The sequence below is a fragment of the Vibrio sp. 10N.222.49.A3 genome (genome assembly GCF_041475145.1).
Taxonomy (GTDB): domain Bacteria; phylum Pseudomonadota; class Gammaproteobacteria; order Enterobacterales; family Vibrionaceae; genus Vibrio; species Vibrio tasmaniensis_A.
This window is the reverse complement of sequence record NZ_JBFRVM010000193.1, coordinates 30,693-44,427: the sequence shown is the minus strand read 5'-3', so window position 1 is coordinate 44,427 and position 13,735 is coordinate 30,693. Positions and strand designations below refer to the sequence as shown.

Annotated in this window: 11 protein-coding genes; 8 read left to right on the top strand and 3 right to left on the bottom strand. The window is 43.5% G+C overall.

All coding sequences use genetic code 11. The annotated features are described in order from the left end of the window. Positions 1-759 precede the first annotated feature (759 nt). Positions 760-2,598, top strand: a complete 1,839-nt coding sequence (locus AB4589_RS22590; protein ID WP_372101728.1) for a hypothetical protein — start codon at positions 760-762, stop codon at positions 2,596-2,598. Between the two features lie 272 nt (positions 2,599-2,870). On the opposite strand, the gene AB4589_RS22585 is transcribed toward AB4589_RS22590, so the two are convergent. After that, on the bottom strand, positions 2,871-3,092 hold the full coding sequence (locus AB4589_RS22585; RefSeq protein ID WP_372101729.1) for a GyrI-like domain-containing protein: 222 nt from the start codon (positions 3,090-3,092) through the stop codon (positions 2,871-2,873). Positions 3,093-3,504: 412 nt separating this feature from the next. Between AB4589_RS22585 and AB4589_RS22580 the strand changes: the two genes are divergently transcribed. The 7 genes from AB4589_RS22580 (at position 3,505) to phnE (AB4589_RS22550) (ending at position 12,179) form a co-directional block, all read left to right on the top strand. Beyond that, on the top strand, positions 3,505-5,478 hold the full coding sequence (locus AB4589_RS22580) for an ATP-binding protein (RefSeq protein ID WP_372101727.1): 1,974 nt from the start codon (positions 3,505-3,507) through the stop codon (positions 5,476-5,478). Next, the gene (locus AB4589_RS22575) at positions 5,475-6,827 is read left to right on the top strand and encodes a sigma-54-dependent transcriptional regulator (RefSeq protein WP_372045870.1); all 1,353 of its coding nucleotides are present in this window, start codon (positions 5,475-5,477) and stop codon (positions 6,825-6,827) included. The genes AB4589_RS22580 and AB4589_RS22575 overlap by 4 nt, the downstream gene beginning before the upstream one ends. A 275-nt stretch (positions 6,828-7,102) precedes the next feature. Further along, the gene (locus tag AB4589_RS22570; RefSeq protein WP_371710784.1) at positions 7,103-8,323 is read left to right on the top strand and encodes a glycerophosphodiester phosphodiesterase family protein; all 1,221 of its coding nucleotides are present in this window, start codon (positions 7,103-7,105) and stop codon (positions 8,321-8,323) included. 301 nt (positions 8,324-8,624) lie between these two features. Continuing rightward, positions 8,625-9,665 carry a phosphate/phosphite/phosphonate ABC transporter substrate-binding protein gene (gene phnD / locus AB4589_RS22565; RefSeq protein ID WP_004732989.1) on the top strand — a complete coding sequence of 347 codons (1,041 nt, stop codon included), beginning with the start codon at positions 8,625-8,627 and terminating at the stop codon, positions 9,663-9,665. Between the two features lie 128 nt (positions 9,666-9,793). Further along, a complete protein-coding gene (phnC, locus tag AB4589_RS22560; protein WP_004732991.1) occupies positions 9,794-10,564 on the top strand; it encodes a phosphonate ABC transporter ATP-binding protein in 771 nt (256 codons plus the stop codon). Beyond that, a complete protein-coding gene (gene phnE, locus AB4589_RS22555; RefSeq protein ID WP_372101726.1) occupies positions 10,552-11,376 on the top strand; it encodes a phosphonate ABC transporter, permease protein PhnE in 825 nt (274 codons plus the stop codon). Before phnC ends, phnE (AB4589_RS22555) begins: the two co-directional genes overlap by 13 nt. Further along, a complete protein-coding gene (gene phnE, locus AB4589_RS22550) occupies positions 11,376-12,179 on the top strand; it encodes a phosphonate ABC transporter, permease protein PhnE (RefSeq protein WP_017097992.1) in 804 nt (267 codons plus the stop codon). The genes phnE (AB4589_RS22555) and phnE (AB4589_RS22550) overlap by 1 nt, the downstream gene beginning before the upstream one ends. A gap of 156 nt (positions 12,180-12,335) precedes the next feature. On the opposite strand, the gene AB4589_RS22545 is transcribed toward phnE (AB4589_RS22550), so the two are convergent. After that, positions 12,336-13,130, bottom strand: coding sequence for an HAD-IIB family hydrolase (locus AB4589_RS22545; RefSeq protein WP_371710451.1), 795 nt, complete (start codon positions 13,128-13,130; stop codon positions 12,336-12,338). Between the two features lie 115 nt (positions 13,131-13,245). After that, positions 13,246-13,602 (bottom strand): ribosome hibernation-promoting factor, HPF/YfiA family, encoded by a 357-nt coding sequence (gene hpf / locus AB4589_RS22540; RefSeq protein ID WP_009846260.1) that lies wholly within the window; start codon positions 13,600-13,602, stop codon positions 13,246-13,248. Positions 13,603-13,735: the final 133 nt, after the last annotated feature.

Below are 13,735 nucleotides of genomic sequence, written 5' to 3'. Positions count from 1 at the left end.
GTTTATGGCGCGTTTACAAAACAACCAGTTTTTGCTGTTTATTGAAACTTCTTATCGTATAGATTAGACCCGCTGCGGTAATAAAAGCAGCGACACCATCAGCAGATAACAACTCCCAAAATTTCTGTAGATATTCCACTTATTCTACCTTTTTTCATTGAAACACATAACATTTTACTATCGTGCCAGCACGAATTGATGTATTCAGCATATCTCACCAAACATCTCTAACCAACTGAAAGTATGCATATAATTCAGTTTTAATCTAATTTCTAGTTAAAAAACGAGCAAGCACATATTGCTTACGATTCAAAGCACGTTATCAATCAAAAACTTTCCTTTAGTTATCTATTACTCAATAGCTTAGAAATAGTTGAACAACATATTCGTGCGTAAGTGTGATTGAAGGTCAGTCTGTTGTGGATTAGAAAATTTAGCCACATTGTTGGAACTCTAGGCATGAAGAAAAGTAAGGCAAGTTGCAGGATTTGAAACTGAGCTCAATCCTTCTCTGGCTCACTTTGGGGCACAAACGTTCTAGCTGTCATGTTCACGTTGATCGTATTGGCACATATCTGGACAGCTTAATAGCGCTTTTCTTACAGTTCAGTATTGATTGTGTAAGTTGCTTTGGAGATTTACCTGTTTCTTATATCAAACCAGTGACATAGTTAACAGATTGATATTGATTAATATACCTAATAAAAACGCGGAGTTATCATTCACCGATTACTTTACGTATTTCACTAGGACATTCTCATGAAGTTAAATTTGGTTCTTAACCACACAAATCAAGTCGAGCGATCAAAGTTTGTAAATTGCATCGATAAGCTATGCCAAGACAGCAAAGGAGATTCTGATTTAACCAAACAACTCGAGAAAATCGATGGCCAACTTAAAGCAGCATCAGGCAATGAAATCACGCAATTATTTAGTCTAATTCAGTCTCTTTTCCAAAAGCATCTAAAAGAACAAATCGCTATCGGCGGACCTCAAGTGTCTTTACTTATCAATATCCTAGTCAGAGATGGGAATTGCATTGCTACCATTCCTTGGATTGAAAATCTTTATGCCAAAGAATATACCGAAATTGATGAGCTAAGCCAAAGCCTCATCAAAGAGATTGAAGAAAATGACTCAAGCGACTTTGAGCGATTGAATCGCCTAGATATATACCGTGAGTGCATGAAAACAGCATTTAACAACGATTTAAGGTCTAATCGCACCGCAAAGATATCTGAAGATGAACGAAGCATCTTAAATGTCTTAGCTGAACGTCTAGCGCTTTCAAGAGAGGAAATTCATGCGATTGAACACTCTGTCGACCCAATTCCAGAACTAGGTATTGAAAGTGCATTAGAGTACCTTCGAGAAAACGGTGTCATCCTTATCAACCGCCGTCGCTCTGAAATTATGATTGCCGATGAAGTTATCGAATCTCTTCATGACGTTCTTGGCAAAGAGCTGCATGATAAATATGTCCTTCGCATTCTAAGGTCACTTTCTGATGCTGATCTCTCCAATATACTCAAAAACCACGGCTACAAAATTCGTGGCATTGAAAGACAAGAAAAAATAACCACAATTTCGCACTCTGGCTTATCAATCAGAAGTATTTTAATGACAGATCTTCACGCTGAAGATGCCACTCAAAATCAGAGAAAAGAACGAATCAAGCAACTCATTGAAGATATGGACCTCGATATTTCAAGAATAGGGACAAGGCTACAAGACCGCATTGATGTTTTAATTGAACACCTAAGGTCGTCAGAAGAAGAAGAGTTTAACGTACTTAGTGTAAGTGGCTATAAAGAACTACTCGAAGCACTGTCTCAAAACGAATTAAATGTTGAAGATAGGATTCGAGCAGACTTCGAAATTGAGAACAAAGAGACGCTCGACCCTGAACGCCTCAAAGCACTAAGTATCACACCATTGGATATCCTTTATCTCTATAGTAATGATGAGATTAAGACTATCCGCAATGATATGAATTTGCCTCGACGTGGCAACCCTAGAAGCCAAATTATCGAGAGCTTTGCCAGTGCCAATGATCGACTCATCGAAAACTATCATCTTTTGGCCTGTCGTGACCTTCAAGGACTTCAATCAGCAGGTATTGATATCAAAGAAGCAGATATCGGTGTGAAATTTGAGGAGGCGACTCGTTCGATTCTAGAGCAACTAGGCATGACTGTTGATGAGGATTTGAGAAAAGATATCAACACAGCTAAAGACAAGGCTGACATCATCATTTCGTTAGAAAATGATGATGTTATCGTTGGTGAAGCAAAGTCATTTAAGAATGGACAATTTTCCAAATACTCTTCAACGTCTAGACAAGTTAAAGCATATGTTAAGCGCTGTGAAGCCAACGGGCATCGGGTCGCTCAAGTACTTATTGTTGCACCTGCATTTTCTGATGACTTTGTTGATGCAGCTGATATGGATACAGAGATAAACATTTCTTTACTAGAAGCTGAGGGATTACAGAAAATTCTAGTCGCATTTAAACAGCGTAGAAACCCCAATTTTTCACCTAAATTATTGACTAAAGGTGGGCTACTGAAAGCTGACTTGATCTCCAAATCAATCTAAACACTGTTTATTGTCCGTTGAAACCTAGGGGTTACCGCTAGGTCTTTAATTTCTCTATCATTTTAAAGTCTTGATGAACTAGAGCCAGATAGTTCACCTTCGTTAAGTCTAATATTGAGGTATAGGCAAGGCCTGAAAAAGCTAGACATTCTACTGGCATGAGGAAAAGTCAGTCAAATGACGCTAAGCAGAAGTATACGGTCAACCCGTCGTAAGAAGGTTTGGGGCAAAAAATGAGCCAGCCGTGACTGACTCAAGGGAAGCTCTGTTAGTTACTTGATCGGAATATAGATTTCGGTTTTCAAATTCTCAGGTTTAGTTCGTCTTGGGTCTCGATTCAGGTACACCTCAAAGCATGGTTGGTCTCGCAGTTCAAACCCGCTGTCTGGTAGCCATTTCAAGAGTAAATAACTGTATGCTTCAGTGAGTTTCTCGTAAGTACCTTTGTGTAAGGCCTTGGCATATTTGCCACCTAAAATTGTCTTGCGCTCGATACATCCATCCTATTTCGACATAGGTAGTGTCCTACACTGCGAGACTCAATGATTTTCCATTATTGCTAATTTGTCTGAAAGTTTAGATTCAAGACCGTTTTGCGAATGATAAGCCCAATACGATCAATCTCTATGATAAATGATCAGACGTTATTGGAAGTGCTCAAACTAAAATGTCCTCCGACAGGGATTGATAAAGTAATCGCGTTTCTGTCGGTGAGGTCACCTTCTATTATCGCAAAACAGACAGCTCAAAATTTATAAAATAATTGTTATGATATCTTATGTGAAATGTTAATGATTACTCCTCGTTTAATAGTTTCACTAAAGCTATTAGATGTAAGATTAAATAGGTAAACCACCTAACTGATTGAATCATTGACGGATCCTGTTGATTTTATGATGAGAGAAGGTGGAGCGAGTGAGTAGTCATGTCTCCGAGGTGATAGAAAACAAAGACAGTTTTGAACGCCTGTTTTCGATCAAAATCCCGCGTCGCAAGTGGTTTGGTTGGAAAGGCATTGAACTGCGCTTGGTGTTGGCATTGGCTATGTTATCGATGACAACCATCTTCCTTTCGGTTGTTTCTAGCTTTACTTTTGACGATCTAAACCAACGCCTCGTTGAATTAAAAGAGAGTGAAATCCCCGCCTTAGATAACGCTGCACGCCTCAATGACATGGTGCGTGTGATTATCACGACCTCATCTCAGCTCAGTGACGCTGAATCGAATATAGAACGTAAGCAGGCGATGCTCAAAATTGAAGAGGCCATTTCAGTGATGAATAGCGTTATGGTTCAGTTTCCTGATTATCACGCCTATTTTAAAGATCTTATCGCCCAAGTTAATAATAGTCTGAGCCTGTTGTATCAAAGTGAGATTGAGTCAGAACAACTCAATCAAGAACTTCGTAATTTGCTTGAGGGTTTTTATCCTCTGTTGCAACAAGCCAGTGACTCACTTGACAGTTTGCCTGACCCAGCCAAAGATCAAATCCAATATACTCAGTTGAAATCTCTGCTTTATTATCAATTAGGCTTAGTAGAGAAGCTGTATAACGACTCAAGCTTTAATGAGCTCGATTACACCAGTTACCGTCTAGAACAAGTCGGGGAAGAGTGGTGGAAGCTCTGGGTCAGTGGTGATTTAAGAAGTGATTTTCCTGAGTTAGATCATCAACTCACAGTGATCTATAACCTTGCCTCAAGTGATAGCAGCTTGTATGGGATGAAAAACAAAGCGCTCGATCATCTCTATCAAGAGCAATACTTCCTGCAAAACAGCCGCGAGCATTTGAACCAATTAACCGTGCAGATCGAAAGCAACACTAGCAAGGTGAATAGCAATATTGACCAATCGATTCAGCAGGCGCAGCTGTCTTTACAATCGAACCAACAACTCTCTCTTTTTCTTTCTCTGTTTAGCGTGTTGGCTGCCGCTGCCATTTCGTGGTTCTACGTGCGTAAGAGTATTTTAGAAAGGCTTTTACAGCTCAAAGACAACATGTTCGCGATTTCTACCGGCCATTTAGATACCGAGGTTTCCATTCGTGGCAAAGACGAAGTAACACAAATGGCTAAGTACCTAAAGGTATTCCAGACCACGGCTAAAGTTGTTAAGCAAACCAATCGTAAATTAGAGGCGGAGGTAGAAGAACGTACCTTAGCCGAAGCTAAACTACGAGTGACTCAAGATGAGTTGATCCAAGCAGGAAAACTGGCTGCATTGGGACAATTAAGTGTCGGGATCACGCACGAGATCAATCAACCTCTGACCGCAGTAAACAGTCACGTTCGAAGCGCGCAGCTTTGGTTAGGCAAGCAAAGGCCAGACAGGGCAGAAGAGAACCTAAAAAAGATCGAGATTTTGTTAGACAAAGTGGCTGCGATTACTCGTCACCTAAAGGCCTTCTCACGTAAGAGTGATGGCAAGATTGATAACGTTGAATTGAATAAGGTGATTGGTGATGCGATTGACCTGTTTGAAACCCGACAGAGCGCTGTGTCGATTCAGTATTCGCCCCAAAGCAGCCAGATGGTTCGAGCTAACAACATTCGCTTAGAACAGGTACTGGTGAATTTGATCAGCAATGCTCTGGATGCGATTGAGCATAAAGAGCAGCCTCAACTTAGTATTGCAACGCAAGAGCTTTCGAACACCATTCAGATTTTGGTGATGGACAACGGGTTAGGGATACCTGAAGAGGACATTCCGCATCTGTTTGACCCATTTTATACGCGCAAGACAACAGGTAAGGGGCTTGGGCTTGGTTTGTCTATCGCATACAACATCATAAAAGACTTTGGCGGCTCGATTCACGTGGAATCGGTTGAACACCAAGGCACCACCTTTATCGTCACTCTACCAAAAGGCACAGGTTCATGATTTCAGAAAAACACATAGTTCTTATCGACGATGAAATAGATGTCGTCGAAGCCGTGAGCGAAATGTTAGAGCTAGAAGGGTTTAGCGTTACCACTTTTACCGACCCTAACCTTGGCCTTAAATCGCTCAAAGCAAACAGCCAGTCGGTTGTATTGTGTGATGTACGAATGCCACAGGTGGATGGGCTTACGTTACTGAGTTCAATTCAACATAGAGCCGCTAACGTTCCTGTATTGTTGATGAGTGGCCATGGCGATATTCCCATGGCGATAGAGGCAATGAAGCTAGGGGCGTTCGACTTTTTAGAAAAGCCACTGAATGCGAGTGAGTTGGTAGAGAAGCTCGATTTAGCGTTGGCACAGTCTCAGCACAATTGCCCAGCAGCTACAGACGGTGATGAGGAAGCTGAGTTACCGATTGAATCTGTGGTTATTGGCCAATCAAAAGCGATGGATACGATACGCAAGCAAGTGCTCGCACTGTCTCATACTGGTGTTGATACCATCATCAACGGCGAAACAGGAACGGGCAAAGAGGTGATTGCTCGCGCCTTGCATCAATTTAGCCGTCGTAAGGCGAAGCCCTTTGTCGCGATCAACTGTGGCGGCATGACTGAAAGCATTATCGAAAGTGAGTTGTTTGGTCATGAAGCGGGTTCGTTTACCAGTGCCAACAAGAAGCGCATTGGAAAAATAGAACAAGCCAATGGCGGAACTCTGTTCCTTGATGAAATCGAAAGCATGCCAATTGCGGTGCAAATTAAACTGTTGCGCGTCATTCAAGAAAGAATGATTGAGCGCGTTGGTGGTAACGAGTTAATCCCGGTCGATATTGTGGTGGTAGCCGCCAGCAAAGCTGATCTCGCGAGCCTGAGTGAAACGGGGGAGTTCAGAGCCGATCTCTTCTATCGTCTTAATATTGCTAGCTTAAACCTTCCCGCATTGCGTCAACGCAAAGAAGACATTCAGGTGTTATTCCGCCATTTTGTGATTCAAGCGAGTCATAAATACAAGACGCGTCCGTCAACGATTTACCCTGAACAAATACAGCAGCTATGTCGACACGAATGGCCGGGTAACGTGCGTGAATTACGCAATGTCGCCGACCGATTTGTACTTGGTATTGTTGGTGATGGCTTCGATCTTCAATCACCAATTTGTGAAACGTCCGGAGAAGATTTTGCCTTTGAAAAACAGATGGAGCAGTACGAACGAAATGTTCTGACTGAGGCGCTTATTGAAAGCGCTGGCAACATTAACGAGGTATCAAGCAAGCTGAATTTACCGCGTAAAACCCTTTATCGAAAAATGAAGAAACACCAATTGGATAAAGAGAGCTTCAAGGCCTAGCTGGTTCATCCATTCGCTTAATAAAAGCACAAGACAACAATGACCCAATTAACTTTTAGTCGAATGGTTAACCGTTTCAAGTGATTGTAATAAAAGGGCTTTAACATTTGGCACAATGCGTGCAATTACTACGTTGTGGCATACGTTCACATGAGGTTATTCGGTGCTGAGTCAAAATATATATGACAGCTATCTATATATGACAGCTATCCAACACCGAATGATCGAATAAAGGAAGTTAGAAAAATAATTGCTTGTTGCAAGGAGATACAAACATGAAGCAAATACTGAAAGGTTCGATTGCTCTGATACTAGGCGTGAGCTCGATGACGGCATGGGCCGCAGCAGAATCAGCCGACTTAGGTCCTCGTCCCCTCTTTTTAGTGAACAATATGGATGAGAGCCCTTTGAAAACCAAACTGTTGAGTTGCAGTGAAGGACCTTTTCATCGTAGTGATTTTTCTATTGGACATCGCGGAGCTGCGATGCAGTTTCCTGAGCACACTAAGGAATCTTATTTAGCGGCGATTCAAATGGGCGCAGGCGTTGTCGAGTGTGATGTGACCTTCACCAAAGATAAGGCGTTGGTATGCCGTCACTCGCAAAGTGATCTGCACACGACGACCGATGTATTAGCACACCCAGATCTTGCGAAGAAGTGCTCAACCCCGTTTACACCAGCTAATCCAGCGACAGGCGAAGATGCTCAGGTTGAGTGCCGTACTTCTGATTTCACGCTGGCTGAGTTTAAGACGCTCAAAGGTAAAATGGATGGTGCGAACCCAAAAGCCACCACGGTTGAAGAGTACATGAACGGGACTCCAGGTTGGAGAACCGATCTTTACAGCCAAAGTGGCACACTGATGACACACGCAGAAAGTGCAGCACTCTTTAAAGAGCACGGCGTGAAGGTGACTCCTGAGCTAAAATCGGCGGCGGTAGAAATGCCTTTCAATGGCTTTAGCCAAGAGATGTACGCGCAGAAGCTGGTGGATGAGCTGAAAGAGGCGGGTTTTGAGCCTTCAGAGACTTACCTACAGTCATTCAACTTAGATGATGTTAAGTACTGGGTTAATGAGACGCCTAAGTTCGGTAAGCAAGCCGTTTATCTTGACGACCGTGTCTATGAGCAAGCGGACTTTGTCGCGTCTGTTGAAAACATGAAGGAGCTACACGATGCGGGCGTGAATATCATCGCACCACCTCTGTTTGCTTTGGTTGAGTTAGGTGAGAACAACGAATTGGTTGCGTCTAACTACGCAAAACTGGCAAAAGATGCTGATCTTGAGATTATTGCATGGACACTGGAACGTTCTGGCCCGCTAGCGCAAGGCGGTGGTTGGTATTACAAGAGCGTGAAAGATGGCATCAACAATGATGGCGATATGATGAAAATGCTTGATGTGTTGGCACAAGATGTTGGTGTGATGGGCGTATTCAGCGATTGGCCTGCAACGGTAACTTATTACGCTAACTGCATGGACAGCGACGCATAGGCGATTCTGAGAGCGCTGTTACGCCTGCTAATTATAGCGTTTGTATAGAGAGCGCTTAGCCAAAGAATAATAAGAGAAAAAGCAGTGAACCAAAGAGCCTTCGGGCTCTTTTTTTACCACTGAAATTGGCGGGACATAAATGACCCAAATGATGAGTTTTTAGTTGGACACTTATGACTCAAAAGTAATTTGAAAGTGTGGGATTTTATTTAAGTTACTGAAATTACAGGTATAAAAAGGTGGCACAAAGGCTGCAATAACGAAGGTGACTTTCAACAATAAGTAAAAGTAAGGTTTGAATATGAAAATCAGTGTTAAAGGACTGTTAATCGCTAGCTCATTACTACTTCCTTCAATGGCTATGGCAAGCGACTGCTCTAGCCGTGGTGTGTTAGACGATCGATACTGTGATGAAAACCAAGATTTGGTCGCCGATTCACCAAAGAATCCAGATGAGTGGAACGATCCAAGTACGCTTGTGTTTACTTACACGCCAGTAGAAGACCCTGCGTTGTACAAAGATGCGTTTGCGGATTTCCAAGCTCACCTAAGTAAAATTACAGGTAAGCGAGTGATTTACTACACAGTTCACTCGAACTCTGCACAAGTAGAAGCGATGCGTTCTGGTCGACTGCATGTTGCGGGTTTCTCTACGGGCCCAACAGGCTACGCAGTTAATTTAGCAGGTTACGTTCCAATTGCGGTGAAGGGCGATGAGTCTGGCTTCCAAGGCTACAACCTAATCACGATTGTGCGTAAAGACAGCGGCATTAACAAAATGTCTGATCTGAAAGGCAAAAAGGTTGCACACACTTCTGCATCTTCCAACTCTGGCAACCTAGCTCCTCGTGCGTTATTCCCAGCGAAAGGCCTAGTGCCAGATGAAGATTACAAGGTGCTTTACTCAGGTAAGCATGACCAATCGATTCTAGGTGTCTTCAATGGAGATTATGACGCAGCACCTGTGGCATCGGACGTGTACGATCGTATGGTAGCAGCAGGTCGTGTTGACGATTCTGAACTGAAGATTATCTACCGTAGCCCACGCTTCCCAACGTCTGCGTTTGGCTATGCTTACAACCTAAAACCAGAACTGGTTGAGAAGATCAACGAAGCTTTCTTTAGCTACCGCTTTACACCAGAGATGAGCGCATCGTTTAAAGGTGCCGATCGTTTCTCTCCAATCAGCTACAAAGAAGAGTGGGATGTGATTCGTGATATTGCTCATGCGACAGGTACGGCTTACACCAAAACAGGCCTTAAGAAGTTAGCTGAAAAAGATGCGGCTAAACGCGCGAAGAAAAAAGCCGCTGAGTTAGCAAAACAAGCAAACAACGGCTAATTCTTTTTCTATTAGAAGACTAAGTTTTCGAAAGACTTAGTTCTTTAAAAACACCTACCTTAACTAAAAATCTATGCCCTCGCGGGTAGGGCATAGATCATTCTAAAATTCGCACAAGGAAATGCAGTATGGCCGTAGCAAGCTATGAAGGAATAAAGATAAACAACCTTTTCCACGAATACGTGGCAGGCAAGCCAATCCTTAAAGGCATTAATATTGATATCGATGAGCCAGGCATCATCGCGATCATTGGCCCATCTGGTACCGGTAAAAGTACGCTTCTGCGCTGTATCAACCGACTCAACGATCCAAGCCAAGGTGAAATCATTTTTGATGGCGCAGACCTAACTCAATTAAAAGGCCAAGCGCTACGTAAACAGCGTCGACATATCGGTATGGTGTTTCAAGAATATAACCTCGTGGAACGTTTAACGGTTATCGAGAACGTGTTGAGTGGCCGTTTGGGTTACATGACCGCTTGGAATGCATGGCGTCGTAACTACTCTGCGCAAGACCTCGCCAAAGCGTTCGAGTTACTTGAATTTGTTGGCCTACAAGACTTTGCTAACCAACGTGCCGACAGTTTATCGGGCGGCCAAAGACAGCGTGTCGGTATCGCTCGCGCCGTTATGCAAGACCCATATATCTTATTGGCGGATGAACCGACGTCATCACTCGACCCGAAAACAGCGGTTGAGATAATGGAGTTGATGGAGACATTCGCAGAACAGAAAAACATTCCCGTGTTGGTTAACATCCACGATGTGAACTTAGCCAAGCGTTATGCCAAGCGCATCATCGGCATGTGTAACGGTAAAGTTCATTATGACGGTAGCCCTGAAGGGATCTCAGAAGAAGATCTAAAAATCATTTACGGGGGTGAGTCATGGCTGGATTAAACCCAAGCTCGTCGCCAAGCGTTTCATCAAGCACATCGTCAGCGAAGCATGAAAACCCGTTCAAAACCTCATGGACTAACCGAGCTATTATCGCTGCGATAGTTGCTTATCTGTTTTACAGTTTCTCGACGTTAGGGCTGACCTTTGATCGTTTGCTCATCGGTTTTGGTGAAAGTGATCGGTTACTATCAAGAATGTTCCCGCCAGATTTCTCGCGTACTAACCTACTGCTAAGTGGCTTAGCGGAGAGCTTACAGATAGCGATCATTTCGAGTTTCTTCGGCATCATCATCTCATTGTTTCTTGGCTTACTTGCTGCAAGAAACATGATGCCTTCGATTGTATCGACACCTATTCGTGGCTTCATCGCACTGTGTCGTTCTTTCCACCCAGTGATCATCGCAATTCTATTCGTGAAAGCGGTCGGCTTTGGTGCCCTTGCGGGGATCCTGACTTTAGTATTCGCATCGATTGGTTTTATTGCCAAGCTTTTTGCTGAAGCAATTGAAGAGATCTCTTTTAAACCGGTTGAAGCGATTAAAGCAACCGGTGCCAGTTTTATCAGCGTCATTTTGTATGCGGTAATGCCTCAAGTGTTTACTCGTTTTATTGGCTTTGCTAGTTACCAGTTGGATTCAAATCTACGTAACTCAACCATGGTTGGCATTGTGGGTGCGGGCGGCCTTGGTGGTACGCTTTTCTCTGCATTCCAACGCTTCGACTACGACTTTGTCGCCGCTATTTTGATCACCATCATCGCATTGATTCTTGTGGGTGAATTTCTTTCCAACATTGTTAGGAGAATCTTCTAATGACAACTGCATCTATCGATAAAGAGTGGCAGCGCTTTACACCAAACGAACGCGTGGCTCGATTTGCCGTTTACCTTAGCTTAGTGTGTGCGATTGTTTGGTCTTGGCAAACCGTTGAAGTGATTCCTGAGTTCCTATACGACGCGCCAGCCCAGTTTGCCGACATGTTCGAGCGTATGGTGCCAATGGATTACGCGTTCTATCCTGAGTCGATTCACGCAGCGATGATTGAGACACTGCACATCGCGACGTTAGGTACCTTGTTTACCTTGGTATTTGCTATCCCTTTGGCGCTGATGAACGCGCCAAATATCACTCCGAATAAAGCCTTGAACTGGATTGCTCAATTCTTTCTCGTGTCTTCACGTTCTGTGAACTCATTGGTTTGGGCATTGCTGTTCATCGCACTGTTTGGCCCCGGTGTTCTCGCAGGCATTATGGCAATTGCCATTCGTAGTATCGGCTTTGTAGGGAAGCTGTTAGCGGAAGCAATTGCTGAAGTGAACATGGGGCCTATTGAAGCTTTACGCGCGACAGGCGCTTCTTGGATGAGCGTTTTACTTAAAGGTTATTGGCCACAAGTGATGCCCGCGTTCTATTCCATTGTGTTGTTTCGTTGGGACATCAATGTGCGTGAATCTGCGGTATTGGGTTTGGTGGGCGCTGGTGGTATTGGCGTGGTGCTCAACGATGCGCAGAACCTTTTTGAGTGGCAAAAAGTATCAATGGTGTTGGTGAGTATTTTTGCAGTGGTTATCGTTGCAGAAGCGGTGGTGATCCACATCCGTAATAAACTCATATAAACATATGGTGCAATGCAGCGTGTTTTGTGTGATGTGTCAAAGTTAAGAGCTTATCTAGCATTTTGAAGCTCAAACGACCCTAGGTACTTCGGTCTACCTAGCGGTCGTTTTTTTATGTTGTTTGAATGGGCAGAAAGCTTGTTTAGACAAGGATGGTTAGCTTTTCGCTGTCTCACTTTTAAGCGTCAGAAGTGCATCCACAAATTCTGCAAACCCATAGCCACCCGGCTGCGACATCACCTGACTTGGATGATGATCTAACTTATCCCAATAATGCTGAATGTTAGCCACGCCAACGGTGAGCGGTAGTGATTCGAACATCTGTTGATCATTCATTGAATCGCCGACATAACACGCTTGCTTGTGGATTTGTTCAAGCGATAGGCCTTTATTAGCCAGAAAACGATGTACTGCGTTTTTCTTTGAGTGTTCGCCATACCAAGCATTGATATGAATCGAACTTGCCGTCGCGTGTGCGCCTAAAGCATGTATTCTTTCAAGTACCACTTGCACTATTTCAGGGTCAACAGGTTCACGGTTTTGGCCGATATCAATCGCGACCTCACACAAGCGGTAAGATTGATCCAGAGTTAGGGATAGATCTGGGTAACTCAACAAGATCGCTTCAACTTGTTGTTTTAGCTTTGCTTGGTTCTGACGCACTTGTTCTAAAGGTGTTTCCGATGAAAGCTGTAATGCACCATCTTGTTTCTCTAATAAGAAGGCGCCGTTCTCTCCAAGCACGGCATCGACAGGCCATAGTTGTGCAATATGATCACACCAACCCGCACAAGCGCCAGTCACCGCGACCACTTTGATTCCATTGTCTCTTAGCTTTTGTAACGCAATCAAGGTTTCAGGAGGGAGTGAGCCTTGCCAAGTGAGCGTGTCATCGACGTCGGTTAATACCCAGTTGATGTGCTTCCAGTTATTGCCTAGTTGGTGTTCCATCTAAAAACTCACTATTCCACTGATTGAGGTGTAGATCGAAAAAGCCAGCAACGCATGCTGGCTTTGGAATTCTTGTGCGCTTCTATTCGTCAGTGCGCTTTAACTATTAGTCGAGTTATACCAGTTTCATCTCTTGGATGATGTCTGAAGCAATTTCTGGCTTCGTGCTCGTTGGTTTCTCGTGTAAGTCTGATTTCAATTGTCCCTTACGGTTACTTAGGCCTGCTTCAAGTTTCTTGAGTGCTGAAGCGATAGCTGGATACATAACGTCATCTGTAGCTTTTGCGTTTACACGTACACCTTCGTAGTTGGTGAACACTTCAACCTGGTGTTGACCATGTTCTTTTGTGATGATGATGTCGCAGCTGATCAGTGATGGGAAATGGTTAGATATCTTCTCGAATTTACCTTCGATGTCTTTGCGTGACTCGTCGTTAATTGATACATGATGTGTTTGAACATTTATTTTCATAAATCATACCTTTCCAATGACTGTGTCATTTAAACGTAGCAAACATCGGTTAGTTTAACCAACTGCGAAATAGCACATGTGTGATTCACTTCAGTGTTATCAAATAATCTCCCTTTACTCCCTTGAAAGTCCG